The organism is Pseudomonas sp. LBUM1672, assembly GCF_059695655.1.
Window position 1 is genome coordinate 1957214 of record NZ_CP166781.1, and the last position, 25902, is coordinate 1983115.

The 25902-nt window shown below is 59.1% G+C and carries 19 protein-coding genes; 9 read left to right on the forward strand and 10 right to left on the reverse strand.

Annotation, left to right across the window (positions count from 1 at the left end):
- Nucleotides 1-68 precede the first annotated feature (68 nt).
- A complete protein-coding gene (locus tag ACA053_RS08900; RefSeq protein WP_497395041.1) occupies nt 69-464 on the reverse strand; it encodes a hypothetical protein in 396 nt (131 codons plus the stop codon).
- Nucleotides 451-5322: an RHS repeat-associated core domain-containing protein gene (locus ACA053_RS08905; RefSeq protein WP_497395043.1), complete on the reverse strand. Its 4872-nt coding sequence runs from the start codon at nt 5320-5322 to the stop codon at nt 451-453. Before ACA053_RS08905 ends, ACA053_RS08900 begins: the two co-directional genes overlap by 14 nt.
- Before the next feature lie 252 nt (nt 5323-5574).
- Between ACA053_RS08905 and ACA053_RS08910 the strand changes: the two genes are divergently transcribed.
- Entirely contained in the window at nt 5575-6270 is a 696-nt protein-coding gene (locus ACA053_RS08910; RefSeq protein ID WP_109628810.1) for an HAD-IA family hydrolase, read from the forward strand.
- A 120-nt stretch (nt 6271-6390) separates the two neighbouring features.
- Here the strand turns inward: ACA053_RS08910 and ACA053_RS08915 are convergent, their stop codons facing one another.
- Entirely contained in the window at nt 6391-7137 is a 747-nt protein-coding gene (locus ACA053_RS08915) for a 3-oxoacyl-ACP reductase family protein (RefSeq protein ID WP_109628812.1), read from the reverse strand.
- 126 nt (nt 7138-7263) lie between these two features.
- On the opposite strand from ACA053_RS08915, the gene ACA053_RS08920 reads away from it, so the two are divergent.
- Nucleotides 7264-8187, forward strand: coding sequence for a LysR family transcriptional regulator (locus ACA053_RS08920; RefSeq protein ID WP_497316730.1), 924 nt, complete (start codon nt 7264-7266; stop codon nt 8185-8187).
- 114 nt (nt 8188-8301) lie between these two features.
- On the opposite strand, the gene ACA053_RS08925 is transcribed toward ACA053_RS08920, so the two are convergent.
- Both ACA053_RS08925 and ACA053_RS08930 read right to left on the reverse strand, forming a co-directional pair.
- Entirely contained in the window at nt 8302-9030 is a 729-nt protein-coding gene (locus tag ACA053_RS08925; RefSeq protein ID WP_497395045.1) for an aspartate/glutamate racemase family protein, read from the reverse strand.
- Nucleotides 9031-9573: 543 nt separating this feature from the next.
- Nucleotides 9574-10314 (reverse strand): phosphoadenylyl-sulfate reductase, encoded by a 741-nt coding sequence (locus ACA053_RS08930; protein ID WP_497316734.1) that lies wholly within the window; start codon nt 10312-10314, stop codon nt 9574-9576.
- 173 nt (nt 10315-10487) lie between these two features.
- Here ACA053_RS08930 and thrH point away from each other — a divergent pair, with 173 nt between their 5' ends.
- Nucleotides 10488-11105: a bifunctional phosphoserine phosphatase/homoserine phosphotransferase ThrH gene (gene thrH, locus ACA053_RS08935; RefSeq protein WP_109628821.1), complete on the forward strand. Its 618-nt coding sequence runs from the start codon at nt 10488-10490 to the stop codon at nt 11103-11105.
- Nucleotides 11106-11257: 152 nt separating this feature from the next.
- On the opposite strand, the gene pabB is transcribed toward thrH, so the two are convergent.
- The 4 genes from pabB to rloA all read right to left on the reverse strand — a co-directional run bounded on the left by pabB (nt 11258) and on the right by rloA (nt 15907).
- Nucleotides 11258-12595, reverse strand: a complete 1338-nt coding sequence (gene pabB, locus ACA053_RS08940) for an aminodeoxychorismate synthase component I (protein ID WP_497395047.1) — start codon at nt 12593-12595, stop codon at nt 11258-11260.
- Between the two features lie 248 nt (nt 12596-12843).
- Nucleotides 12844-13830, reverse strand: coding sequence for an alpha-L-glutamate ligase-like protein (locus tag ACA053_RS08945; RefSeq protein ID WP_109628825.1), 987 nt, complete (start codon nt 13828-13830; stop codon nt 12844-12846).
- Entirely contained in the window at nt 13830-15365 is a 1536-nt protein-coding gene (gene rloB, locus ACA053_RS08950) for an osmotic stress tolerance membrane protein RloB (protein WP_109628827.1), read from the reverse strand. The genes ACA053_RS08945 and rloB overlap by 1 nt, the downstream gene beginning before the upstream one ends.
- A gap of 5 nt (nt 15366-15370) precedes the next feature.
- Nucleotides 15371-15907 (reverse strand): retropepsin-like aspartic peptidase RloA, encoded by a 537-nt coding sequence (gene rloA, locus ACA053_RS08955; protein ID WP_109628829.1) that lies wholly within the window; start codon nt 15905-15907, stop codon nt 15371-15373.
- 302 nt (nt 15908-16209) lie between these two features.
- Between rloA and ACA053_RS08960 the strand changes: the two genes are divergently transcribed.
- The 6 genes from ACA053_RS08960 to prpD all read left to right on the forward strand — a co-directional run bounded on the left by ACA053_RS08960 (nt 16210) and on the right by prpD (nt 24887).
- Nucleotides 16210-16929: a GntR family transcriptional regulator gene (locus tag ACA053_RS08960; RefSeq protein ID WP_178082343.1), complete on the forward strand. Its 720-nt coding sequence runs from the start codon at nt 16210-16212 to the stop codon at nt 16927-16929.
- The gene (prpB, locus tag ACA053_RS08965; RefSeq protein ID WP_403100757.1) at nt 16926-17816 is read left to right on the forward strand and encodes a methylisocitrate lyase; all 891 of its coding nucleotides are present in this window, start codon (nt 16926-16928) and stop codon (nt 17814-17816) included. Before ACA053_RS08960 ends, prpB begins: the two co-directional genes overlap by 4 nt.
- Before the next feature lie 202 nt (nt 17817-18018).
- On the forward strand, nt 18019-19146 hold the full coding sequence (prpC, locus tag ACA053_RS08970; protein ID WP_109628833.1) for a bifunctional 2-methylcitrate synthase/citrate synthase: 1128 nt from the start codon (nt 18019-18021) through the stop codon (nt 19144-19146).
- A gap of 203 nt (nt 19147-19349) precedes the next feature.
- Nucleotides 19350-21944: a Fe/S-dependent 2-methylisocitrate dehydratase AcnD gene (gene acnD / locus ACA053_RS08975; protein ID WP_497395049.1), complete on the forward strand. Its 2595-nt coding sequence runs from the start codon at nt 19350-19352 to the stop codon at nt 21942-21944.
- Nucleotides 21945-21999: 55 nt separating this feature from the next.
- Nucleotides 22000-23190, forward strand: coding sequence for a 2-methylaconitate cis-trans isomerase PrpF (gene prpF, locus ACA053_RS08980; protein ID WP_497395051.1), 1191 nt, complete (start codon nt 22000-22002; stop codon nt 23188-23190).
- Nucleotides 23191-23402: 212 nt separating this feature from the next.
- Entirely contained in the window at nt 23403-24887 is a 1485-nt protein-coding gene (prpD, locus tag ACA053_RS08985; protein ID WP_497395053.1) for a 2-methylcitrate dehydratase, read from the forward strand.
- Between the two features lie 63 nt (nt 24888-24950).
- Here prpD and ppsR read toward each other — a convergent pair whose 3' ends face one another.
- Nucleotides 24951-25769, reverse strand: coding sequence for a posphoenolpyruvate synthetase regulatory kinase/phosphorylase PpsR (ppsR, locus tag ACA053_RS08990; RefSeq protein WP_084318745.1), 819 nt, complete (start codon nt 25767-25769; stop codon nt 24951-24953).
- Between the last annotated feature and the right edge of the window lie 133 nt (nt 25770-25902).

The following is a 25902-nucleotide window of genomic DNA, read 5'->3' on the forward strand; positions in this document are numbered from 1 at the left end:
CTGGGCATTTTAGGTTCACGCTAATTCGTTGAGGCTTGAGCTTTCGCTAAGAGCTTTGACTTTTTTGATTACTCCGTGTGTAGCGATTCTAGCCAAGATTTATAAAATTCTTTCTGTTCTTCCAATGTTTTTGCAATGTTATATTCCTCGTAATCGAATATGTGAACTATGTCGTTGAATGTTGCGGATTTTCCCATTGTTAGTTCGTATGCGACGAATCCGCCACTCATTTGAGAACACATTCTGGATGGGGTTACATTAAGTTTGGATCCTTTGCATAGGAATTTTACATGTGGAAGATCATGCCTTATTTTTGCCAGGCATAAGTAAAGGTCTTCGCTTTCATATTTTTTGCGGAAACCATTTTTCATTGTGAAGATTATAAATATTTTTGCAGCGTCATATTGCAGCTGTGCCTGTTCCTTATGATCGTCAACGACTATGGATATTCTAGTGGTTTCCATTTTGTCTCCTGCTTGGGTTTGGCGTGGAGTATCCGACATAGCTCCCGTCCTTCTTTAACGGTGTTACACCTAATATATCGGTCGTATCAATTCTATCTGGTATCGCAATTTCGGTTTCATCAGCAAACGGAACAAGATTTTTCAGCTCTTTATTGACGTCTCTTCCGTTAATTTTTCTCAGTGTGTACAAGAAACCTTTCCTTGTTTCAAATTTTGTACCAAATTGTATGGCTGTACGCCGGGATGGCGACGTGCTGATGAAATTGCTTGGCGGATCATCGCTGTCAATAGCATGAAGCAATAGGTCGCGGCTTTCTCCTTTGCTCCTAAATCCTGTTCTGAATATTTCCTCGGGGTGCTTCGAGTCACCGCGATAGAGATATTCTGCCTTGACGCCAGGTATTGGAGGTGTTGCTTCCCCCCCATCAACCTTCACCTTCCCCGCCGGATCCTCATCCCCAAACGAAGGCCTCTTACACCCATCCCCTCCAGGACACTCACTCAACCCCAACGGATCAACCCACCCCGTCGGATTGCGCGTGTACTGATACCCGTTTAACCCACCCGCCAACTTGCTCGGATCCGGCGTCAGATACCGTCCCACATCCGGGTTGTAATACCGGTGCCGGTTGTAGTGCAGCCCCGTCTCCGCATCGAAGTACTGCCCCTGAAACCTCAGCGGCTGATCCAGAACCTGATGGGTATCACGATTGAGGCGAGTCAGGCGGCCGTAGGTCGTGTATTGCGCGGCCCAGATGATGTCGCCGCTGTAGTCGGTGAGTTCTTGCGGTGTACCGAGGTGGTCGAGTTGGTAGTAGAACGGGCAGGCCTGGCGTGGCCCTCTGCTGTCGAGCATGGCCAGTGGGCGGAAGGTGCCCGGTTCGTAGACGTAACTGCGGTAATGCTCGCTGCCACTTTCGGCGACGAGATTGTCGCCTTGCCAGAAAAACTCGGTGGTGTTGCCATCGACGGTTTTGCTGACGCGGCGGCCGAAGGCGTCGTAGCGGTAGCTGGCGGTGCTGCCGTTCGGGAGCGTGGCGCCGATTAATCGATGCTGGCTGTCGTAGCGGTATTCGGTGACGAGTTTTTGTGCGGTGCCGCGGCGTTCGCGGATCAGGTTGCCAAAGGCGTCATAGTCGAAATGGCGATCGCCTTGCATCAGCAGGCGATTGCCTTTGAGGGTGGCCGGCCCGGGCCGGTCCTGCATCAACAGGTTGCCGGCGGGGTCGTGGGCGAAGCTTTCGGGTTGTTGGTCGCGGGAGTGGCGGACGCGGATCAGGCGGTCGAGCGGATCGTATTGATAGCTGCGTTGGCCATGACGGGTGTCGGCGATGTGTTCGAGATTGCCGTTGGCGCTGTAGGCATAGTCGCGGCGATACAGCTGTTGCTGGGGGTGGCTGATAGCGTGGGCTTTCAGACGACCCTGTTCATCGTAGTCGTATTGGCTCGACAACATGCCTTGCTGACGCTGCAGCTCGCGGCCGGCTTTATACGTATGGCTTGTAAGGCGTGTGCCGTTGAGATCGATGGCTGTCAGCACACCGCCTTTGGCGTGGTGATAGTCGAGCTTGCTGTTGTCCGGCAGACGCAAATGGTTGAGCTTGCCGCAAGCGTCGTAGCCGTAGCGCAACGTGCCCCAACCCTGATGCTCGGTGATCAGCCGATTGTGCTTGTCGTACGCGAACTCCAGCGGATGGTCGTGACCGTCATCGACGCTGGCCAATCGGCCGAGGCTGTCATAGCGATATTCGACGTTGACGCCATCGGGCAGGTTTTTGACCAGCAGGCGTCCGGCCGTATCCCGTTGGTAGCTCGTAAACAGCTGCGAGCCGTCATCGCCGAATTCGGTTTTTTCCAGGAGATGACCATTGAGGTCGTAGGCATACGCCGTGCGTCGGCCATCGAAGCCGGTTTCCTGTCGGATCAATCCACCAGGCGTGTAGTCCAGCCGATAGTGTTCGCCGGATTCGTTTTCGATGTCCGTCAGTAGCAGCCGTGCATTGTCGTAGCGATAACGCAACTGCGTGCCGTCGGGGTTGATCCGGCGACTGACCAGGTGCAAGTCATTGTCGTATTCAAAACGGGTGACGCGCCCCAGCTCATCGCGTTCGGCGGTGATCTTGCCGTAGGCGTTGTAGCTGGACGCGCGGCTGGCGCCGGTAGGATTCACCGTCCTGATCAGTCGGCCAACGGCGTCCCATTGGTGTTGAGTGACGGCGCCGTGTTCGTCCTGACGGGTAATCTGCCGGCACAATACATCGTAGGAAAAACGCCGCTGACTGCCATCCGGCAACGTTTCTTCAATCAGTTGCCCGATTGCATCCCATACGAACACATGACGGCTGTTGTCTGGGTAGCGGATAGACAGCAACCGTCCTCGAGCATCGTAGTGGTAGTGAGTGATGTGGCCGTCGGGGTCGATTGCCTCGGTGACATCACCCTGAGCATTGCGTTGGTATTTCCACACCGCTTTACCGTGATATCGCGCATGCAGGAAACCGTTGCGATATTCGTAGGACGTTGGCTCTTCTTCAGGAGGAATCAGCGCAATCAGCCGGCCAATCTCGTCGTAGCGGTATTCAGTAGTCGCCCCCAGCGGCCCCTGCTCGGCAATCAACTGGCCTTTTGGGTCGTATGCCTTTAGATACTCGCCGCCATCCGGCTCGACCCGACGCACCAATCGCGCTTTATCGTCATGGACATAGACCTCTTCACTGCCATCGGCGTTTTTAACCAGAACCCCGCCGTCGTCGTCCCAGACATAGCGTGTATCCATCTGCGAAAAAGTCGCCCGGTGCCTGACGCATCTGGCGGCTTTGCCGGACCTTTCCCACTCCCAAAAGAAACTGGCCCCACCGGCCAGTTGCCGCTGGAGAATCACGTGTTGATCGTCGTAGTCGTACCGTTCGGCTTCGCCGGCAGCATTGGTCGCTTCGATCAGGCGGTGTCGGGCGTCGTAACGGTAGGCAATCAGCGTTTGCTCTGTATGCCAGGCATCTACCAATCCCTCCGCGGGGTGAAACGACTGATACTCGACCGCCACGATGTGCCTGCGCTCGTAACGCAAAAGCAGTGAGCGGCCTGCGCCGTTGTCGATGCGTTGAATGCGATCCTGGCGGTCGCGGGTGATGTGCAGCCGGTTGTCGTAGGCATCACTGATGGTCGTCAGCCGACCATTCACAAAGTGATAAAACCGCACCTTTGCACCGGCCAGTGCGACCACCAATTCTTCAGGCTTGTTTCCCAGGTAAATCGCGGCCCGCGACAGGCTGTTATGAATTGCCGGACGCGAAAGACTGGGCTGCGGAAACGTCGTACGACGGTTTTCATGGTCGGTCCAGACGACGTGTTCTGCGTCCAGTTCCAGCCGATGTGCCAGTGAATGACTCCAGCCCCGGCCCAGCCCGCAATCGAGTTCTACGGCGCTGGTTCGGTACAACCGGGTAAACGCAAACGGCAGCAAACCGTTCAGCGATCCGTCGTCGAGGGTCAGCAATTCTTCGCCGGTGACCATCGACACCGGGCAACCGTTGGTACAGGTCAACAGCCCGCAATCGGCGCTGTCTCCGTTGGGGTTTTTCGCTTGATCGGGAACGTCGTCACGGTGCTCCTGCCGGCCCAGTCGGGTCATGGCGGCGGATTTGTCACGAGCAATGGCAACCGGGTTTTTCACTAACAAAACCGGCGTAGTGCCCGTGCTGATCTGTAACGGCACGGCGGGCGCGGGGTTCAGAGGAGCATTTCGGACATTGACTGCGAGGGGTTTGAGTACGCCCGCGTGGGTCGTCAGGTCGGACCTGGTGCCAAGCCCGGCCAACCTCAGGCTCGCGGCGGCCAGCCAGTTGCGCGCGCGGTCGGATTTGACCTTGTCCAGCACCTTCGCGCTGATGCCGAACTTCAATCCGGCAGCACCTGTGAAGCGCGCCAGCAGGAAGCCGATCAATATTCCTGTGCGAATCTGCGCCACGACTTCGGCAATGAACTGCGGCGGCAACATCCTCAGCCAACTGGTAATCGCCGCCAGATGAATGAACATCAGCGGTTCATCACTCAACACCAGCAGCAGGTTGGCGATGGATTCCGCCGAAGCCTGCAGCAGTGTTTCAAGTTCGGTTTCGGTCAGGTATTCAAGGAGCTTTTCACTGTTGGCCTGCAGGTTCGCTATCAGCGCGTAGATCTGCTTCACGTCATCCCATAATCCGTTCAACGAAGCCTCGAAACCAAGCCAGTCAGCCTGCTGCAGAAGGCCGTAGCGCTTGATGAAACCGGCTTCGGCGAACTCGGCCCACGAGGGTTCGAACTCAGTCGTCCACTCGTTGCGCAGCCAGCCTTCCAGATCGCTGATGACGCCTTGATAGGAGGCGTAGAGCGCTTTGACATGCTCGGCGGAAACATTCGGGAAGAAGGTGATGCGGTAACGCAGGCTGCGCTCGCACTCTGGGATTTCGAGGATGCCGCTGGAGCCGATCTCGTCATAAACCGGCTCGCCGAATGTGCCGTCAGCGTTCAGAGGCTCAAGCATCACCGGCGTGTTGCCGATCGGCACGAACCGCGCCGCGTCGAACATGTGCACCAGTGTCAGGGGACCTGCTGCCGGGCACGCGGCGACGGTGGAGCTGACGGGAGTGGTGGAGTTTTTCGGCGCGGCCAGGCGAACGTCGTGACCGACCTTGAACACCTGCTCGACATCCAGCGACTGGCCGGTCCAGAAACTTTCAGCCCAGGCGTCGTAGTCATTGAGGCAAAGCCGAAAGTCACTGAGCAATGCTTCGACGTTCGGCTGCTCGGGGTCCATGGCGGCGACCACCAGCAGGCCAATGGCGTTATTCAAGGCCAGTACCTTGTCAGGTACGAACATTCGCAGTCCCTCGCGCAGATCAAGTTTGAGCGCGAGACTTTGCTTGGGATCAACGGGTAAAGAAGTCGGGAAAAGAGGCGTTTTATGTAGGGAAAATCGCTAAATGACGACGAGCACTTTTTGTATCTGTCAGGCATTGCCCGTTGCTCGATGGCTGCCGCGCTCGCTATGCTGCTGAATCCTTTAATCGATCACGGACCCGGCCGCACCTGAGCCGCCTCTGGGATGTCATTAGAAAACGGATCAGATGCGATGAATGCACCGCTGAATGAATTCGGCCCGATCAAGGCCGTGATTTTCGATATGGACGGCTTGCTGCTGGACACCGAGGGCATCTATACCGAGGTTACATCCCTGATTGCTGCGCGTTACGGTCGGGTTTTCGACTGGAGCATCAAACAGAACATCATCGGTCGTGGCGCGGGTGATCTGGCGCGGTACGTGGTCGAGGCGCTGGAGCTGCCCATCACCGCCGAAGAGTTTCTGGTGATTCGCGAGCCGCTGATGCGCGAGCGTTTTCCGCAAGCGCTGGCGATGCCCGGCGCCGAGGAACTGGTCCGGCACTTGAAAGCCAACAACATCCCGATTGCGGTTGGCACCAGTTCTTCGCGCCAGTCGTTCGGCCAGAAAACCACCTTGCATCGCGACTGGTTCGCGCTGTTCGATTTTATTGTGACGGCCGATGACCCTGAAGTCGGCGCGGCCAAACCGGCGCCGGACATCTTTCTGACGGCAGCGCGGCGCTTGGGCGTTGCGCCTGAAGATTGCCTGGTGTTCGAAGATTCGCCGTTCGGGGTTACGGCAGCGAAAGCGGCGGGGATGACGGCGATTGCGATTCCCGATGCGGCGATGGCTGACGAAAAGTACGCACACGCCGATGGGATTCTTCGTACGTTGAAGGCGTTCAAGCCAAGTGCTTGTGGTTTGCCAGCGCTCGAATGGACTTAACGACGATCAATGTGGGAGCGGGCTTGCTCGCGAAGAGGGAGTGTCAGACAACATCAATGTCGCCTGACACTACGCTTTCGCGAGCAAGCCCGCTCCCACATTTGGTTTGCGTTTAAAGCATCAGGCGCCAAAACCACCGTCGATGGTCAGGCTCGCCCCGGTGATGTAACCGGCTTCCGGCCCTACCAGGTAGGCAACGAAGCTGGCGATTTCTTCGGATTTGCCGTAGCGACCCACCGCCATCAGCGGGATCAGGCTCTCGGCGAAGTCGCCACTGGCCGGGTTCATGTCGGTGTCGACCGGGCCCGGTTGCACGTTGTTGATGGTGATGCCGCGTGGGCCCAAGTCGCGGGCCAGGCCTTTGGTCAGGCCAACCAGTGCTGATTTACTCATGGCGTACGGGCCGCCACCGGCGAAGGGCATGCGGTCGGCGTTGGTGCTGCCGATGTTGATGATGCGACCGCCTTCAGTCATGTGTTTGGCGGCGGCCTGGGTGGCGATGAACACGCTGCGCACGTTGATGGCCAACGTCTGGTCGAAATCTTCGAGTTTGAAATCCTCCAGTGGCGCAACAGCCAGCACGCCGGCGTTGTTGACGAGGATGTCCAGGCGGCCAAAGGCTTCTACGGTGGCGTTCACGGCATTGCGAATGGCCTCGGCGTCGGCGCTGTCAGCCTTGATGGCGAGGGCTTTGCCGCCGTTACCGATGATGCTGTTTTGCAAGGCTTCGGCTTTGGCTGTGGAACTGACGTAAGTGAAGGCAACGGTCGCGCCTTCAGCAGCCAGGCGCTGGACAATGGCTGCGCCGATGCCGCGGGACCCGCCTTGAATCAAAGCCACTTTGCCGCTGAGGTTCTGAGTAGTCATGTCGATCTCCAGAGTCCCGAGGCGAGATTGTCTCGGTTGATGGAGCCTAGTATTGATTGAGGATTACACGCTGAGTAGACGGCAATTGCGATAGTCTGTGTAAACCAGAAGTTTATAGTGGTGCCTATGGAAACCTTCAGCAGTATCGAATGCTTCGTGCGCAGCGCCGAGGTTGGCAGCTTCGCCGAAGCCGCGCGACGCTTGAGCCTGACCCCGGCGGCGGTGGGCAAAAGTGTCGCCAAGCTCGAGGCCCGACTGGGTGTGCGGCTGTTCCAGCGCAGCACGCGCAGCCTGACGCTGACTGAGGCCGGTCATCTGTTTCTCGGCGAAGTCAGTTCCAGCCTGCACACGATTCAGAATGCGGTGGCTAACCTCGCCAGCGCCGAAGGGCGGCCGGCGGGAACACTGAAGGTCAGCATGGGTACGGTGTTCGGGCGTCTATATATCGTGCCCTTGCTGGGTGAGTTTCTTCGGCGTTTTCCGGCGATCAACCCGGACTGGCATTTCGATAACCGTCAGGTCGATCTTATCGCTCAGGGTTTCGATGCGGCGATCGGTGGGGGATTCGAACTGCCGCAGGGCGTGGTGGCGCGCAAGCTGACCCCGGCGCATCGGGTGTTGGTGGCATCAACGGATTATCTGGCTGCGCGGCCTGTGATCGTCGAGCCCGATCAACTCAAGGACCACGATGGCATCCTGATTCGCTCCCCACAGACAGGCCGTGTGCGTTCCTGGCAATTGACCAGTCGCACTCAGCAACACAACCCGCTGACGCTCAAGGCGCGAATGACCATGAGCGATTCGGAAGCGGCGTGCGCGACGGCGGCCCAGGGGTTGGGCATTGCATTGGTGAGCATGCCGTTTGCTGTGCAGTATCTGGAGGCCGGGACGTTGCAACGGGTGTTACCTGACTGGTATGTCGACGACGGCAATATTTCTATCTATTACGCAGAACACAAACTGCTGCCGGGCAAGACCCGGGCGTTTGTGGATTTCATTATTGAGCTGTTTGCGGAGCAGGGGTTGGGGCGGCGGTTCAGTGCGGTTTGAGTTTGGCTTGATTGCGAGTAGTCCCCATCGCGGGCAAGCCACGCTCCCACAGGGATTTGTGTCGTTCATAGAACCCTGTGGGAGCGGGCTTGCCCGCGATGGGGTCGACTCGGTCTATCTGCCAAACCGCCCCGGCCAACCAATAATGTTCTTCGGCCGAGGCGTCGCATACGTCCGCACCTTGGAAGTGGACAACCCCAACCGCACCAGCGACTCGGCAATCGTCACTGCCGCCGTGACCCCATCCACCACCGGAACCCCGGTGCGCTGGCGAATCTGTTCATCCAGCCCGGCCATCCCTCCACAGCCCAGGCAAATCACTTCGGCCTTGTCCTCCAATACCGCCAATTCCGCCTGACGAACAATCGCTTCCAGCGCCCGTTGCGGGTCAGATTCCAATTCAAGCACCGCCAGACCACTGGCCCGCACCGACGCGCAGCGGTCCCACAATCCGGACAGTTTCAGTCGATCCTCGATCAGGGGCACGGTGCGGTCCAGCGTGGTGACCACCGAGTAAGCATGGCCCAGGAACATCGCTGTGCTGGCCGCCGCATCGGTAATGTCCACCACCGGTACGTTGAGCAATTCCTGCAAACCTTCGCGACCGTGCTCACCATAACCGGCCTGGATCACGGCGCCGAAGGGTTGATCGTAAGCCATCACTCGGTCCATCACCGCGATGGCGGCCAGGTAGCTTTCGAAATTGCCCTCGACGGAGTCGGCGCCGAAGTAGGGCGTCAGACCAATGATTTCGGTACCCGGCGCGGCCACGGCTTGTGCGGAACGAGCGATGGCCTGGGTGATGGATTCGGTGGTGTTGACGTTGACCACGAGTATTCGCATGGAAAATCCTTCTTCGCTGTAAAACTACGGCACGTTGATCTGGCCTTTTCGTACAAGCCAGTAGTCGACCGTACAGCGGCCGAGCAGGGCGCCGAGGCCGGACTTACGGATCTAAGTGTGTGTATGTTTTTAAATGATTGTATACAAAGAATGTATGCGCTTAAGCCAGATCCATGCCAGATACGGATCTATGAAAATCGCTTCTAATTTCGTTTTGTTGATGGATCACAATAAGTGACTGAAAAAAAGGCGATATAAATTGACCGGTTGAACAGGTATTTATTTTCCGTCGGAGGATGTGGGAAAGCTCGACTGGGGAAGTCAGGAAAAGAGGATGTAACCTTTTGGGGCGCACAAATGAAAAGTGCACACAAAAATGGCACCTATGGTGATATTTGTGTACACATCTTTGAGGCAGGTCACAGAACCTGTGGGAACGGGCTTGCTCGCGAAAGCGGTGTCTCAGCAAACGCTGATGTCGACTGAGACGCTCTATTCGCGAGCAAGCCCGCTCCCACATTTGGATCTCCACAAGGCTGGAGGTTATGCCTTGGATTTGCTGATGATATTCCCCGCATGCAACCCGCATTCTTTCTGCGTCGCTTCTTCCCACCACCAACGGCCTTCACGTTCGTGCTGGTTTGGCAGCACCGGGCGGGTGCAGGGTTCGCAGCCAATGCTGATGAAGCCGCGCTCGTGCAGGCTGTTGTACGGCAGTTCGAGCATGCGGATGTAACCCCAGATCTCTTCGCTGGTCATCTGCGCCAGCGGGTTGAACTTGTACAGGGTGCGTTCCGGGGTTGAGAAGGCGGTGTCGATTTCCATCACCGCCACAGCACTGCGGGTACCCGGGCTCTGGTCCCGACGCTGGCCGGTGGCCCAGGCGCTCACGCCCGACAGCTTGCGGCGCAGCGGCTCGATCTTGCGGATGCCGCAGCACTCGCCGTGGCCGTCCTTGTAGAAACTGAACAGGCCTTTTTCCTTCACGAACGGTTCAAGTTTCGTGTAGTCCGGCGACACCAGTTCGATGTTGATCTTGTAGTGCTCACGCACTTGATCGATGAAGCGGTAGGTCTCCGGATGCAAGCGGCCGGTGTCGAGGCTGAACACCTTGACGTTCTTGTTAAGCTTCCAGGCCATGTCCACCAGCACCACGTCCTCGGCGCCGCTGAAAGATATCCACAGGTCATCGCCAAACTCGGCAAACGCGAGTTTCAGGATGTCCTGGGCGGATTTGTTGGCATAGGTCGTGGCGAGTTCCACGACATCGAACGATGGGCTCATCAGGGCGGCTTCCTACAGGTCGGTGGCGCTGGGCGCTCTATATAGGGCCGATGGTAACAAAATCCAGCAACGCCTGGCGCGCCCTCTGCGTTGCGCGGTGCAGCTTGAGTCGCTAGAGTTCGGCAGTCCTTTTACTCGCTCGACTCAATAATCAATACAAATGGGAGTGTCTTGTGGAAATTGCCTGTCTGGATCTCGAAGGCGTACTGGTCCCGGAAATCTGGATCGCGTTCGCTGAAAAAACCGGTATTGAATCCCTGAGGGCGACCACCCGGGACATTCCCGACTACGACGTGCTGATGAAGCAGCGCCTGCGGATTCTCGACGAACACGGCTTGAAACTCACTGACATTCAGGAAGTGATCGCTACGCTGAAGCCACTGGACGGCGCCATCGAGTTCGTTAACTGGCTGCGTGAGCGCTTTCAGGTGGTGATTCTGTCGGACACGTTCTACGAGTTCTCCCAGCCGCTGATGCGTCAGCTAGGGTTCCCGACGTTGCTGTGTCATCGTCTGATTACCGACGATTCAGGGCGGGTGACGAGCTATCAGTTGCGTCAGAAAGATCCGAAGCGGCAGTCGGTGCTGGCGTTCAAGAGTCTGTATTACCGGGTGATTGCGGCGGGGGATTCCTACAACGACACCACCATGCTGGGTGAGGCGGATGCTGGGATTCTGTTTCATGCACCTGATAATGTGATTCGCGAGTTCCCGCAATTTCCGGCGGTGCACAGCTTTGAGGATTTGAAGCAGGAGTTCATCAAGGCTTCGAATCGGGCCCTAAGTCTGTAAGCACAACCTGTGGCGAGGGAGCTTGCTACCGCTCGGCTGCGCAGCAGTCGTCAATGCGGCGCATGCGCTCTATCTGACGATGCGCTGTGCCTGGTTTTGGGGGCGCTTCGCACCCCGGCGGGAGCAAGCTCCCTCGCCACAAAAGCCCGGAATCAAAGGTTTTGCAGGGTATCGAGCAGGACCTTCACCTTGGTAATCGACTCTTGATACTCGGCCTGCCACTCCGAGTCCGCAACAATCCCGCCACCGCCCCAGCAGCACACCTGCCCATCCTTGACCAGTAAACTGCGAATGGCGATGGAGCTGTCCATCTCGCCGCGCACGTCCAGGTACAGCAACGAACCGCAATACAACCCACGCCGGGTCGGCTCCAGTTCGTCGATGATTTGCATGGCCCGAATCTTCGGCGCACCGGTAATCGAGCCGCCCGGGAAACTGCCGGCGATCAGGTCCAGCGCGTCCCGGTCATCCGCCAGCTCGCCAGTCACGCTGCTCACCAGGTGATGCACGTTTGGATAGCTTTCCAGGCTGAACAACTCCGGTACCCGCACCGAACCGATGCGGCAGGTGCGGCCGAGGTCGTTGCGCAGCAGGTCGACGATCATCAGGTTTTCCGCACGATCCTTGGGGCTGGCCAGCAGTTCGGCGGCGTTGGCGGCGTCTTCGGCAGTCGTCAGGCCGCGCGGGCGGGTGCCTTTGATCGGGCGGGTTTCCACGTGACGTTCGCTGACTTTGACGAAGCGCTCAGGAGACAGGCTCAACACCGCGCCGCCGTCGGGCAGGCTCTGGAAACCGGAAAACGGTGTCGGGCACGCGGCCCGTAGTGCGACATACGCGGCCCACGGATCGCCTTGGCATTCAGCCCGGAAGCGCTGGGCGAAGTTCACCTGATAGCAATCGCCGGCCTGAATGTATTGCTGAATGCGTTCCAGGGCGTGGCGATATTCATCGGTGCTCAGATCGGCCTTCATTGGCGCTTTCAGCTTGAACGGCTCGATCGGTTCAACCGCAGGCTGACTGAACAAGGCGATCAGGCGCTGGCGCTCGCTGTCGACCAGCGACGGGTGGAAGACCAACTGACTTGTGCTCAGTTGGTGATCGCTGATCAATGCCCAGTCATACAGCCCGAAACGCGCGTCGGGCAGTTTCAGGTCGTCCTGCGCCTGGCTCGGCAGATGTTCCAGATGCCGGCCGAAGTCATAACTCAGGTAACCGATCAGGCCACCGGCGAACGGCAGCTCATCGGGAACGGCCGCTTCGCCGAGTCGCGCCAGATTGTCGCGAAGGCGTTGCAGGAAATGCAGGCCGCTCTCGTCCGGTAATACGGCCAACTGCTCCAGCGGCCAGGCGCTGAGCAGGTCAAAACGCCCGCGATCAGCGGTGGGCCGGCCGCTGTCGAGCAGCACGGCGCCGGGGGCATGACGGATCGCCGCGAAGTACTCGGCGGGGTTGGCGCGATAGGGCAGCGAGTGTACGGAACAGGTCAACATGGGCGGGGCAGATCAGCCATCGAGGCGGGGTGGCGATTGTAGTCCTCTGCAGGATTTGCTCCTAGAGGGGATGTCGGGAACTGACCGATTAGCAGCGGCAATACGAAACCTGTGGCGAGGGAGCTTGCTCCCGTTGGGTTGCGAAGCAGCCCCCGGATCATTCACCTCGGGAGTATCAGGCAGATCGCATCAGCCGGTTTACGACTGCTTCGCAGCCGAGCGGGAGCAAGCTCCCTCGCCACAAAGGATCAGCCTTCGACGGCAGGAATATGCCCAAACATCTCCTGAACAAACTCAACCCGCTCCTGAACTGTCTCAACAACCCCGCGCGCCTTCAGCGCTTCCAGCCGCGCTTCAACCGCATGGGTGCGCAGCGTCAGGCCGCAATCGTTGGCAATCTGGATATTCAAACCAGGCCGGGCATTGAGCTCAAGAATCAGCGGGCCCTTTTCCTGGTCGAGCACCATGTCGACACCGATGTAGCCCAAGCCGCACAGCTCATAACAGCCGGCAGCGAGTTTCATGAAACCGTCCCAGTAGGGCAGTTGCACGCCGTCCACCGCATTGGTGGTGTCCGGGTGTTTGGTGATGATGTTGTTCAGCCACGTGCCGCGCAAAGTCTGCCCGGTCGCGAGGTCGACGCCGACGCCGATGGCGCCCTGGTGCAGGTTGGCCTTGCCGCCGGACTGGCGCGTCGGCAAGCGCAACATCGCCATCACCGGATAGCCCATCAACACAATGATGCGAATGTCCGGCACGCCTTCGTAGCTGATGCTTTTGAAGATCTGGTCCGGAATCACGCGGTATTCGATCAGCGCACGGTCGCGGTGACCGCCCAGGGAATACAGGCCGGTGAGGATGCTGGAGACATGGTGCTCGATTTCCTCATGGCTGATGATCTTGCCGGACACCGTGCGATAACGGCCCTCGAAACGGTCGGCCACCACAATGATGCCGTCGCCGCCCGCGCCCTGGGCGGGCTTGATCACGAAGTCGGTGCGCCCGCCGATGATCTTGTCGAGGTTATCGATTTCCTTCTCGGTGGAGATCACGCCATACAGTTCCGGCACATGAATGCCGGCGGCGATTGCGCGCTCCTTGGTGATGATCTTGTCATCGACGATCGGGTACAGGCTGCGCTTGTTGTACTTGAGCACGTAGTCCGCGTTACGCCGATTGATCCCCATGATGCCCCGGGCTTCCAGGGCCTTCCAGGTCTTCCAGAAGCCGAACATCAGGCGTCAGCCTTTTTCAGGAAAGCCTTGAAACGCACCAGTTCGGTCAGGCGGTAACCGCGATAACGACCCATCGCCAGCATGAAGCCCACCAGGATCAGCAGGATCGCCGGGAAGGTGAACACGAAGTACACCAACTCCGGCACGCTCATGATCAGGTGCGCCAGGGCGGCGGCGAACAGCGTACCGATTGCCACTTTCATCGCATGCCCGGAACCGCGTTCTTCCCAGGTAATCGACAGGCGTTCGATGGTCATGGTCAGAATCACCATCGGGAACAGCGCCACGGACAGCCCGCGTTCCAGGCCGAGTTTATGGCTGAACAGGCTGATCGCCGCGATCAGCACCACCACGAACGTCAGCACCACCGACAGCCTCGGCAGCATCTGCAACTTCAAGTGTTCAAGGTAGGAGCGCAGCGACAGCCCCAGCGCCGTGATGACCGTAAACAGCACGATGCCAAAGCCGAGCTGGGTTTCGCGGAAGGCGAGGGCGATCAGCACCGGGGTAAAGGTGCCGAGGGTCTGCAAGCCGATCAGGTTGCGCAGGATCAGGATCACCAGCACGCCGATCGGGATCATCACCATGATCATGAAGGTCTGCTGAGTTTGCAGCGGCAGACCGTACAGCGAGTATTCGAGGAAGTTGGCGTCGGTGTTTTCGTCGGTCAGCTTGGCCAGGCGAATCGCGTTCATTTCACTGTTGTTCAGGCTGAACGTCACGTTGGCTTTCTTGCCGCCATCGACGGTGATCAGGTTTTCGTCGCCCGTCCACCACAGCAGGCGGTCGGTCGGCAGGCCTTGTTCGCCGGTTTCCGGGTTGAAGTACAGCCAGTCGGTGCCATTGAAACTGCGCAGCCAGAGTTCCGGTGTTTGCGGCTGGTCGGCCACCAGACGAATGGTGTGGACCTTTTCCACCGGCACGTGGGCGATGGACAGCACCAGCTCGACGATTTTCGCTTTGTGTCCAGGGGACGGATCGCCACCCAGCAACAGCTTCACGTTGTCGTCGTTGAGATTGTTGACACGCTTGATGGCTTCGCCGATGAAGGTTTCGACGTCGGCCGAGTGTTGGCGGATTGGCGCGAGCAGCGCTTCGGCGGCGACTTTTTCCGCGCCTTCGACGGCGATGCTGTCGCGGAAGGTCGGGCCTTTGACCTTGGATTTTTCGCCGGTGTAGCGCTTGGTCAGCACCAGGCGGTAATAAAGGGTCTGATTGCCCTTGGCCCGGCGCGCCGACCAGGTCACCTTGCGGTTGCCGTCGACGCGGTTCACGGCCACGCCGTAGTTATTGGAAATGAAACTTTCATTGAGGCTGACGTAGTCGCGGCTCAGCGGCGGCACGAACATCTGGATCTTGACCGGGTCTTTGGCACTGGCGACGAACTCGACCTTGGCGTCGATGTTCCACAAGTCGTCGGTGGCGTCTTCGGTCACGGGAATGCCGAGCACGAAAATCTGATAGGCCGTAACTGAAATGCCCAGCACCACCAGGATGGCGATCAGGAATTTCAGGTGAAGGGTAAGAGAGCGCATTGGAATTACTCTGCGGTATGTGCGTCGGTGGCGCAGGCGGGTTTGCCAGCAGCGTATTTAAGACTGGGGTCGACCAGCGCGTCGAAGCGTTTCAGCGCTTCGGAGCCGATCAGCAGCGGATATTGGAAGGCACTTCGGTCAGTTAGGTTCACTTCGATGCTGCGTAAAGCCGATCCCATGCAGATATCCAGCTCGATCACCGGACGGGCGGTGTACTTCTTGCCTTCATCCGGGTCGTAGTCGCCGGCACGGCGCTTGATTTTGCTGACACGGGCCAGTGGCCGTTCGATGGGGTGCGAATGCGCGGCGTCGATAGCGAGATAAAAGCGTACCCAGGACTCGCCATTGCGTTTGAAGCGTTTGATATCGCGGGCACTCAAGGACGCTGTTTTCGCCCCGGTGTCGAGTTTGGCGGCGACTTCCAGGTTGATGCCGTTCAGAGACGCGTACTCGTTGAGGCCGTACACGGTCTTTTCCCCCGCCGCGGCGAAACCGGGCAGGCAAAGAAGATAAAGGAAGGTGGGGAAGGGCTTGAGTCTCATAAATCCTGGTGCGCAGCGGTCCGTACTTCGATTCAAGGCCCTGGCATCGCTGCGCAAGCTCCCTCGTATGCCTATCAACTATTTTTGACAAGCCGTGCAGATGTCACAAACAAATGCGGGCGGCATTCTAGCACGGTGGGTTTATGGCGCCACCGCTGGCAGGCGGCTATAAACAGAGGGGCTGCTTCCTTGTGGTGCAGTCGGTTATTAGACGATTGTCGACAATACCTATTTATCCTTTGACTGTTGCGCCTGTTTTCGCTAGTTTTTGCGGCATTGGCTTTCAAGGTGTCGACAATATGCTGGATCAACTCGATCCCCCGGTGATAACGCAAGACGATTCGGAGACGCTGTCCGAAAACGTCTTCCGCCGTATTCAGGCGGCCATCGTCAAAGGCGAGATCGCCCCGGGCAGCAAGATCTCCGAGCCGGAACTGGCCCGTACCTATGGCATCAGCCGCGGGCCGTTGCGCGAGGCGATCCATCGTCTGGAAGGCCAGCGCCTGCTGGTCCGCGTGCCGCACGTCGGGGCGCGGGTGGTTTCGCTGAGCCATGCCGAGCTGCTGGAACTCTACGAGATTCGCGAATCGCTCGAAGGCATGGCTTGCCGCCTGGCGGCCGAGCGCATGACCGTCGAAGAAATCGACGAACTGCGCCGGGTCCTCGAAACCCACGAGCGCGATGAGGCGTTTCAGGCAGGCGTTGGCTATTACCAGCAGGAAGGCGACTTCGACTTCCATTACCGGATCATCCAGGGCAGCGGCAACCGCACCCTCACGCAAATGCTCTGCGGCGAGCTCTATCAGCTGGTGCGCATGTACCGCATCCAGTTTTCCACCACACCCAATCGCCCGCACCAGGCCTTTGCCGAGCACCACCGAATTCTCGACGCCATCGCCGACCGTGACGGTGAGCTAGCCGAGTTGTTGATGCGCCGCCACATCGGCGCCTCCAAACGCAATATCGCCCGTCACTACCAGGACGGCGCTAACCAGACAGCCACTGAACGAGGTGAGTCATGAGTTCCAACAAGAGCACTCCAGGCCAGCGTTTCCGCGATGCGGTCGCCAGCGAACATCCGCTGCAAGTGGTCGGCGCGATCAACGCCAACCACGCGTTGCTGGCCAAGCGCGCCGGTTTCAAGGCTATTTACCTGTCGGGTGGCGGGGTGGCTGCCGGCTCCCTCGGCGTGCCGGACCTGGGCATCACCGGTCTGGACGACGTGCTGACTGACGTGCGTCGCATCACCGACGTGTGCGACCTGCCGCTGCTGGTGGACGTGGACACCGGTTTCGGTTCCTCGGCGTTCAACGTCGCGCGCACCGTCAAGTCGATGATCAAGTTCGGCGCGGCGGCGATTCATATCGAAGACCAGGTCGGCGCCAAGCGCTGCGGTCACCGTCCTAATAAAGAGATCGTGTCGCTGCAGGAAATGGTCGACCGGATCAAGGCGGCTGTTGATGCGCGCACCGACGACAGCTTCGTGATCATGGCCCGCACCGATGCGTTGGCGGTGGAAGGTCTGGAATCTGCTCTGGATCGTGCCGCGGCGTGCATCGAGGCCGGCGCCGACATGATCTTCCCGGAAGCCATCACCGAACTGGACATGTACAAACTGTTCGCCAACCGCGTGAAAGCGCCGATCCTGGCCAACATCACCGAATTCGGCGCGACCCCGCTGTATACCACCGAGCAACTCGCCGCTGCCGACGTGTCGCTGGTGCTGTACCCGCTGTCGGCTTTCCGTGCCATGAACAAGGCCGCGGAAAACGTCTACACCGCGATCCGCCGTGACGGCACGCAACAGAACGTCATCGACACCATGCAAACCCGCATGGAGCTCTACGATCGCATCGACTACCACACCTTCGAGCAGAAGCTCGATGCGTTGTTTGCGTCCAAGAAGTAGAGGTTTATGTAGCAGCTGCCGAGTAGCGCGAGGCTGCGTTCGAGTCCGAAGGACTCGCCAAGACAGGCGATCGCGTCAGCAGGATTTACGACTGCTGCGCAGCCGGACGCAGCCTCGCGCTGCTCGACAGCTGCTACGAAAAGAAGACAACCGTATAGAAATTGCAGATTCCCTAACAAATTCAAGAAAACTGGAGACAGCAATGGCCGAAGCAAAAGTACTCAGTGGCGCCGGGCTCCGTGGCCAGGTTGCCGGGCAAACCGCTCTGTCAACCGTGGGCCAGTCGGGCGCAGGCCTGACCTATCGTGGCTACGACGTTCGCGAACTGGCGGCTGACGCACAGTTCGAAGAAGTGGCTTACCTGCTGCTTTACGGCGAACTGCCAACCAAAGCGCAGCTCGCCGCTTACATCAGCAAACTGGGCAAGCTGCGCGACCTGCCGCAAGCGCTCAAAGAAGTGCTGGAACGCATCCCCGCCGACGCCCACCCGATGGATGTGATGCGCACCGGTTGCTCGTTTCTGGGCAACATCGAACCGGAGAAAGACTTCTCCGAACAACACGACGTGACCGACCGTCTGCTGGCCGCGTTCCCGGCGATCATGTGCTACTGGTATCGCTTCAGCCACGACGGCAAACGCATCAGCTGCGTGAGCGACGAACAATCCATTGGCGGCCACTTCCTGCACTTGCTGCACGACAAGAAGCCGAGCGAGTTGCACGTCAAGGTGATGAACGTTTCGCTGATCCTCTACGCGGAACACGAGTTCAACGCCTCGACTTTCACCGCACGGGTATGCGCTTCGACACTGTCGGACATGTATTCCTGCGTCACTGCCGCCATCGGTTCGCTGCGTGGTCCGTTGCATGGCGGCGCCAACGAAGCGGCGATGGAAATGATCGAGCGCTTCTCGTCGCCTCAAGAGGCCGTCGAGGGCACCCTTGGCATGCTGGCGCGCAAGGACAAGATCATGGGCTTCGGTCACGCGATCTATAAGGACAACGATCCGCGCAATGAGGTGATCAAGGGCTGGTCGAAAAAACTCGCTGAAGAAGTGGGCGACACCGTGCTGTTCCCGGTTTCCGAAGCCATCGACGCCACCATGTGGGAGCAGAAAAAACTGTTCCCGAACGCCGACTTCTACCATGCGTCGACGTACCACTTCATGGGCATCCCGACCAAATTGTTCACACCGATCTTCGTCTGCTCGCGCCTGACTGGCTGGGCAGCGCACGTGTTCGAGCAACGTGCCAACAACCGCATCATCCGCCCAAGCGCCGAGTACGTCGGCGTCGAACAGCGCAAGTTCGTGCCAATCGAACAACGCTGAATGGTGGGGGCCTGACACAGGGATTTGAACGTTACGCAAATCCCTGTGGGAGCGGGCTTGCCCGCGATGACGGAGTCACATTCGACATAAATGTCGCCTGACCCACCGCAATCGCGGGCAAGCCCGCTCCCACAGGGGTTGTGTTGAATTCAAACCGAATGCCAGGCCCCACCTTTTGCAATTACCGTGACCGAGTCCTGACGATGAACACTGAATTCCGCAAACCGCTGCCCGGCAGCCATCTGGATTATTTCGACGTCCGCGCGGCTGTCGAAGCCATCCAGCCCGGCGCCTATGACACCCTGCCGTACACCTCCCGCGTGCTGGCGGAAAACCTGGTGCGTCGCTGCGACCCGGCCACGCTCACCGAATCCCTGAAGCAATTCATCGAGCGCAAACGCGACCTCGACTTCCCGTGGTTCCCGGCCCGCGTGGTCTGCCACGACATCCTCGGCCAGACCGCACTGGTCGACCTCGCCGGCCTGCGTGACGCCATCGCCCTGCAAGGTGGCGACCCGGCGCAAGTAAACCCGGTGGTGCCGACGCAATTGATCGTCGACCACTCCCTGGCCGTCGAGCGCGGTGGCTTCGATCCGGAGGCGTTCGAGAAGAACCGCGCCATCGAAGACCGTCGCAACGAAGACCGTTTCCACTTCATCAACTGGACCAAAAAGGCCTTCAAGAACGTTGATGTGATTCCACCGGGCAACGGGATCATGCACCAGATCAACCTGGAGAAAATGTCTCCGGTAATCCAGGTGCGTGACGGCGTGGCGTTCCCCGACACGTGCGTCGGCACCGACAGCCACACCCCGCACGTCGATGCGCTGGGCGTGATCGCCATCGGTGTCGGTGGCCTGGAAGCCGAGAGCGTGATGCTCGGCCGCGCTTCCTGGATGCGCCTGCCGGAAAGCGTTGGCGTTGAACTGACCGGCAAGCTGCAACCGGGCATCACCGCCACCGACATGGTGCTGGCGCTGACCGAGTTCCTGCGTCAGCAAAAAGTCGTCGGTGCATGGCTGGAGTTCTTCGGTGAAGGCGCCGCGGCGCTGACCCTGGGCGACCGCGCGACCATCTCCAACATGGCCCCGGAATACGGCGCCACGGCGGCGATGTTCTACATCGATCAGCAAACCATCGACTACCTCAAACTCACCGGCCGTGAAGACGAGCAAGTGCAGTTGGTCGAGAACTACGCCAAGACCACTGGCCTGTGGGCTGACAGCCTGAAAGACGCGCAATACGAGCGCGGCTTGACCTTCGACCTGTCCTCGGTGGTGCGCAACATGGCTGGCCCGAGCAACCCGCACGCCCGTGTCGCGGTGTCGGATCTGGCGGCCAAAGGCATCTCGGGTCAGTGGGATGACGTGCCGGGCCAGATGCCGGACGGCGCGGTAATCATCGCCGCCATCACCAGCTGCACCAACACCAGCAACCCACGCAACGTGATCGCCGCCGGCCTGCTGGCGCGCAACGCGAACAAACTCGGGCTGACCCGCAAGCCGTGGGTCAAATCTTCCCTGGCGCCGGGGTCGAAAACCGTGGCGCTGTACCTCGACGAAGCAGGCCTGACCGACGAACTGGAGCAACTGGGTTTTGGTGTAGTGGCCTTCGCCTGCACCACCTGCAACGGCATGTCCGGCGCGCTCGACCCGGTGATCCAGCAAGAGATCATCGACCGCGACCTGTACGCCACCGCTGTGTTGTCCGGCAACCGCAACTTCGACGGCCGGATTCACCCGTACGCCAAGAACGCGTTCCTGGCTTCGCCGCCATTGGTCGTCGCTTACGCCATCGCCGGGACCATCCGTTTCGACATCGAAAAAGACGTGTTGGGCCTGGACGCAGACGGCAAGGAAATCCGCCTGAAAGACATCTGGCCGAGCGACGAAGAAATCGACGCAGTGGTCAAAGCATCGGTCAAGCCGGAGCAGTTCCGTCAGGTCTACATTCCGATGTTCGCCATCCACGAAGACACCGGCCCGAAAGTCACGCCGCTGTACGACTGGCGCGAAATGAGCACCTACATCCGCCGTCCGCCGTACTGGGAAGGCGCACTGGCCGGTGCCCGTCCGCTCAAGGGCATGCGCCCGCTGGCGGTGCTGCCGGACAACATCACCACCGATCACCTGTCGCCATCGAACGCGATCATGCTCGACAGCGCCGCCGGCGAATACCTGGCGAAAATGGGCCTGCCGGAAGAGGACTTCAACTCTTACGCGACCCACCGCGGTGACCACCTGACCGCGCAGCGCGCCACCTTCGCCAACCCGAAACTGTTCAATGAAATGGTTCAGGAAAACGGCAAGGTGAAGCAAGGTTCGCTGGCCCGCGTCGAGCCGGAAGGCCAAGTCATGCGCATGTGGGAAGCCATCGAAACCTACATGGAGCGCAAGCAGCCGCTGATCATCATTGCCGGCGCCGACTACGGTCAGGGTTCGTCCCGCGACTGGGCGGCCAAGGGCGTGCGTCTGGCCGGTGTAGAAGCGATCGCCGCCGAAGGTTTCGAACGCATCCACCGCACCAACCTGGTGGGCATGGGCGTGTTGCCGCTGGAGTTCAGATCGGGCACCGACCGTCACACATTGGGCATCGATGGCAGTGAAACCTACGACGTCATCGGTGAGCGCACACCGCGCGCCGACCTGACGCTGGTGATCAACCGCAAGAACGGCGAACGCGTCGAAGTGCCGGTGACTTGCCGCCTCGATACCGCCGAAGAAGTGTCGATCTACGAGGCGGGCGGCGTGTTGCAGCGTTTCGCGCAGGACTTCCTTGAATCGGCAGTCGCCGTCTAAATCACGATGTGCGGACACGGGATGTAGAGTCCCGTGTCTGCTTTGAAGGAGCACCATGGCTCACGCACCTCAGATCAAAATCCCCGCCACCTACATGCGCGGCGGCACCAGCAAAGGCGTGTTCTTCAGCCTGAAAGACCTGCCCGAAGCGGCACAGATTCCCGGCCCGGCACGCGATGCCTTGTTGCTGCGCGTGATTGGCAGCCCCGACCCGTACGACAAGCAAATCGACGGCATGGGCGGTGCGACCTCCAGCACCAGCAAAACCGTGATCCTGTCGAAAAGCACCAAGGCTGATCACGACGTCGATTACCTGTTCGGTCAGGTCTCGATCGACAAGCCTTTCGTCGACTGGAGCGGTAATTGCGGCAACCTTTCTGCAGCGGTCGGTTCGTTCGCCATCAGCAACGGTCTGGTAGACGCCAGTCGCATTCCGCACAACGGCGTTGCCGTGGTGCGCGTATGGCAAGCCAACATCGGCAAGACCATCATCGCCCACGTGCCGATCACCAATGGTGAAGTGCAGGAAACCGGTGATTTCGAACTCGACGGCGTGACCTTTCCCGCCGCCGAAGTGCAGGTCGAATTCATGGACCCGGCGGCGGAAGAAGAGGGCGGCGGTGGTTCGATGTTCCCCACCGGCAACCTGGTGGATGACCTGGAAGTGCCCGGCGTTGGCACCTTCAAGGCGACCATGATCAACGCCGGCATCCCGACGATTTTCGTCAACGCCGAAGACATCGGTTACACCGGCACCGAGTTGCAGGGCGCGATCAATGGCGACCCGAAAGCCTTGCTGATGTTCGAGACCATCCGTGCATATGGCGCGTTACGCATGGGCTTGATCAAGGACCTGGACGAAGCGGCCAAGCGTCAGCACACGCCAAAGGTGGCCTTCGTGGCCAAGCCGGCGGACTACGTGGCGTCCAGCGGCAAGGCGATTAAGGCAAGTGATGTCGACCTGCTGGTGCGCGCACTGTCGATGGGCAAACTGCATCACGCGATGATGGGCACGGCGGCGGTTGCCATTGGTACGGCGGCAGCGATTTCCGGCACCTTGGTCAACCTGGCAGCAGGCGGTATCGAACGCAACGCAGTGCGCTTCGGCCATCCGTCCGGCACGTTGCGCGTGGGGGCCGAGGCCAGTCAGGTGAACGGCGAATGGACCGTGAACAAAGCCATCATGAGCCGCAGTGCGCGGGTGTTGATGGAAGGCTTCGTGCGCGTGCCGGGTGATTCGTTCTGACACAAATCCAGAAATAAACACTAAACCCTGTGGGAGCGAGCCTGCTCGCGATGAGGCCATAACATTCAACATCCTTGTTGCCAGTCATACCGCCATCGCGAGCAGGCTCACTCCCACAGTGGATCGCATTTCAATAATAAGAATGTTGTCACCGACTGAGATTTAACTGAACCGAGGTCCCATCAACGAAGCACTAACCGAGTGAATCGAACATGAGCACCAACGTTGACCTGAACAACCGCCCCGACTACGACACCGTCCTGCAGGACATCGCCGATTACGTCCTCAACTTCAAAATCGAATCCAAAGAAGCGCTGGACACCGCCCGCAACTGCCTGATCGACACCCTCGGCTGCGGCCTGCTGGCCTTGCGTTTCCCCGAATGCACCAAACACCTCGGCCCGATCGTCGAAGGCACCGTCGTCCCGTTCGGCGCGCGGGTTCCCGGCACCCGTTTCCGGCTCGATCCGGTCAAGGCGGCGTGGGACATCGGCTGCATCGTGCGCTGGCTCGACTACAACGACACCTGGCTCGCGGCCGAGTGGGGCCACCCGTCCGATAACCTCGGCGGGATTCTCGCGGTGGCCGACCACGTGTCACAAAAGCGCCTGGCCAATGGCGATGAGCCGCTGACCATCCGCGCGGTGCTCGAAGCCATGATCATGGCCCACGAGATTCAAGGCGTGATCGCCCTGGAAAACTCCTTCAATCGTGTAGGGCTCGATCACGTCATCCTGGTGAAAGTCGCCTCGACCGCCGTCACCGCCAAACTCATGGGCGCCAATCGCGCGCAACTGCTGTCAGCGTTGTCCCACGCCTTTGCCGACGGGCAAGCGCTGCGCACCTATCGGCATGCGCCGAATGCCGGGTCGCGCAAATCCTGGGCGGCGGGCGATGCGTCCAGTCGGGGTGTGCGCCTGGCGGACATCGCGATGCGCGGCGAGATGGGTATTCCCGGCGTGCTGACGGCCAAGCAGTGGGGTTTTTACGACGTGTTGTTCAGCCACACCAACAACGATCTGGCGCTCAAGCCGGACGACAAGCGCGCGTTCAGTCTCTCCCGCAGCTACGGCACCTACGTGATGGAAAACGTGCTGTTCAAAATCAGTTTTCCCGCTGAATTCCACGCACAAACCGCCTGTGAAGCGGCAGTGACCCTGCATCCACAGGTTAGAAATCGTCTGCATGAAATCGACAAGATCGTCATCACCACCCACGAATCGGCGATCCGCATCATTTCCAAGGTTGGCCCGTTGGCCAATGCCGCGGACCGCGATCACTGCATTCAGTACATGACCGCCGTGCCGCTGGCGTTTGGCAACCTGGTCGCCGAGCAATACGAAGATGACTTCCATGCGGCGCATCCGATCATCGACGTGCTGCGGGAAAAAATGGTCATCGTTGAAGAGCCGCGATTCACCCGCGAATATCTGGAAGCTGACAAGCGTTCCATCGCCAACGCGATCCAGGTGTTTTTCAAGGACGGTTCAAGCACCGAGAACGTGGTGGTCGAGTACCCGATCGGTCATCGGCGTCGCCGTGCTGACGGGATTCCGTTGCTGGAGGATAAGTTCAGGGCGAACCTGGCGACACGCTTCACCGCGCAGCGCAGTGATGAGATTTTCGAGTTGTGCAAGGATCAGGCAGCGCTTGAAGCGACGCCTGTTAATCGGTTTGTGGATTTGTTTGTTATCTAGAGGACCGCGTTATCGTTCAATCGCTAGCCTGCTGGCGATGAGGCCATAACAGGCAATGGAGAATTACTTGAACCGCCGCTCAACACCTTTTTCGACGAGGATCTTCGCGGAAATTTCTTCAACGGAAAAATGCGTGGAGTTGATGTTGGGAATGTTCTCCCGACGGAACAGGTTTTCCACCTCGCGCACTTCGAACTCGCACTGGGCGTAGCTCGAATAGCGGCTGTTGGGCTTGCGCTCGTTGCGGATGGCGGTGAGACGGTCCGGGTCGATGGTCAGGCCGAACAGCTTGTGCTGGTGAGCACGCAGGGCGTTCGGCAAGGTCAGGCGTTCCATGTCGTCTTCGGTCAGCGGGTAGTTGGCCGCGCGGATGCCGAATTGCATGGCCATGTACAGGCACGTCGGCGTCTTACCACAACGCGACACGCCCACTAGGATCAGGTCGGCCTTGTCGTAATAATGCGTGCGGGCGCCGTCGTCGTTGTCGAGGGCGAAGTTCACCGCCTCGATGCGTTCCATGTAATTGGAGTTACCACCAATGGAATGGGACTTGCCGACGGTGTAGGAGGAATGCTCGGTCAGTTCCTGTTCAAGCGGCGCCAGGAAGGTCGAGAAAATGTCGATCATGAAACCATTGGACGTTGCGAGGATCTCACGGATGTCCTGATTGACGATGGTGTCAAAGATAATCGGCCGGAAGCCGTCGGTTTCGGCGGCTTTGTTGATTTGTTGTACCATGGCCCGCGCTTTATCCACGTTATCGATGTACGGACGCGTGAATTTGCTGAAGGTAATGTTTTCGAACTGCGCCAGGAGGCTTTGACCGAGGGTTTCGGCGGTAATACCCGTGCCATCGGAGATAAAGAAAGCAGATCGTTTCATTTGCACCTTGGGCCTTAAGCTAGTGAAGATTTCTGGATATGATAGGCGCGATTTGCCGGCCGCCAGTGGCCCGCATTCTCACTTATTTTCCAGGTCCAGGCCATACAGCCGGTAAACGCTCCCCCGAGCCGCC

Coding starts and splice junctions, on each gene's coding strand:
- ACA053_RS08900 (WP_497395041.1), bottom strand. CDS start 464: ATGGAAACCACTAGAATATCCATAGTCGTTGACGATCATAAGGAACAG.
- ACA053_RS08905 (WP_497395043.1), bottom strand. CDS start 5,322: ATGTTCGTACCTGACAAGGTACTGGCCTTGAATAACGCCATTGGCCTG.
- ACA053_RS08910 (WP_109628810.1), top strand. CDS start 5,575: ATGAATGCACCGCTGAATGAATTCGGCCCGATCAAGGCCGTGATTTTC.
- ACA053_RS08915 (WP_109628812.1), bottom strand. CDS start 7,137: ATGACTACTCAGAACCTCAGCGGCAAAGTGGCTTTGATTCAAGGCGGG.
- ACA053_RS08920 (WP_497316730.1), top strand. CDS start 7,264: ATGGAAACCTTCAGCAGTATCGAATGCTTCGTGCGCAGCGCCGAGGTT.
- ACA053_RS08925 (WP_497395045.1), bottom strand. CDS start 9,030: ATGCGAATACTCGTGGTCAACGTCAACACCACCGAATCCATCACCCAG.
- ACA053_RS08930 (WP_497316734.1), bottom strand. CDS start 10,314: ATGAGCCCATCGTTCGATGTCGTGGAACTCGCCACGACCTATGCCAAC.
- pabB (WP_497395047.1), bottom strand. CDS start 12,595: ATGTTGACCTGTTCCGTACACTCGCTGCCCTATCGCGCCAACCCCGCC.
- ACA053_RS08945 (WP_109628825.1), bottom strand. CDS start 13,830: ATGTTCGGCTTCTGGAAGACCTGGAAGGCCCTGGAAGCCCGGGGCATC.
- rloB (WP_109628827.1), bottom strand. CDS start 15,365: ATGCGCTCTCTTACCCTTCACCTGAAATTCCTGATCGCCATCCTGGTG.
- rloA (WP_109628829.1), bottom strand. CDS start 15,907: ATGAGACTCAAGCCCTTCCCCACCTTCCTTTATCTTCTTTGCCTGCCC.
- prpB (WP_403100757.1), top strand. CDS start 16,926: ATGAGTTCCAACAAGAGCACTCCAGGCCAGCGTTTCCGCGATGCGGTC.
- prpC (WP_109628833.1), top strand. CDS start 18,019: ATGGCCGAAGCAAAAGTACTCAGTGGCGCCGGGCTCCGTGGCCAGGTT.
- acnD (WP_497395049.1), top strand. CDS start 19,350: ATGAACACTGAATTCCGCAAACCGCTGCCCGGCAGCCATCTGGATTAT.
- prpF (WP_497395051.1), top strand. CDS start 22,000: ATGGCTCACGCACCTCAGATCAAAATCCCCGCCACCTACATGCGCGGC.
- prpD (WP_497395053.1), top strand. CDS start 23,403: ATGAGCACCAACGTTGACCTGAACAACCGCCCCGACTACGACACCGTC.
- ppsR (WP_084318745.1), bottom strand. CDS start 25,769: ATGAAACGATCTGCTTTCTTTATCTCCGATGGCACGGGTATTACCGCC.